At 64.6% G+C, this 689-nt stretch carries 1 protein-coding gene; it reads right to left on the bottom strand.

The features are described from left to right. The coding region (locus GY769_25445) for a fatty acyl-AMP ligase (GenBank protein MCP4205270.1) at nucleotides 1-689 on the bottom strand (689 nt) is incomplete at both ends.

Raw genomic sequence — 689 nt, 5'->3', positions numbered from 1 at the left:
GCCGCTGGCAATGGCGCGACTCCGCAAGACCGACGTACTGGACGTTGATCGAACAACGAATCCGCCGCCTCCGCTCACCGACTCGGCCAGCCATTCGAGCTCGTGGGGCATCAGGTTCTCGCCTCGGATAATCAGGAGGTCCTTGAGCCGCCCGGTGAGGTAGAGCTCGCCCGAGCTCAGGAAGCCGAGGTCTCCGGTTCGAAGCCAGCCGTCGACCAGGGTCTCCGCGGTCGCCTCCGGGTCGTTGTAGTAGCCGGTGAAGGTGCCGGGGCCTTTGGACCAGACCTCACCGACTTCTCCCTCCGGTTGCGCCGAGCCGTCCGGCGCAGTGATTCTGATTCGAGTATCAAGCACGGGTCCTCCGACGCAAAAGACCTCGCTGAGGCCGAAACCGCTATCGCCAGTACTTCGCGGATCGGTGCCGCTCGGAACCGGAAGCTTGCGCGGAACACTGCCGGTGTCGTCGATCGCCACTACCAGCGTAGCTTCGGCGAGGCCGTAGCCGGGGCGGTAGTTCTCGGGCTTGAAGCCGCAGCGACCGAACTTCTCCAGAAACGCCCCGACCGTCTCGGGCCGGATCATTTCGGCGGCCGAGAACGCTACCTGCCAGCCCGAAAGATCGAGGCCCTCGAGATCCGTGTCCTTGATGCGATCCACGCACTGCTGATAGCCGAAGTTGGGTGCGGTCG

This window comes from bacterium (genome assembly GCA_024224155.1).
Classification (GTDB): domain Bacteria; phylum Acidobacteriota; class Thermoanaerobaculia; order Multivoradales; family JAHEKO01; genus CALZIK01.
Note: the sequence above shows the minus strand (reverse complement) of the source record. Positions and strands in the feature narration are given on the sequence as shown.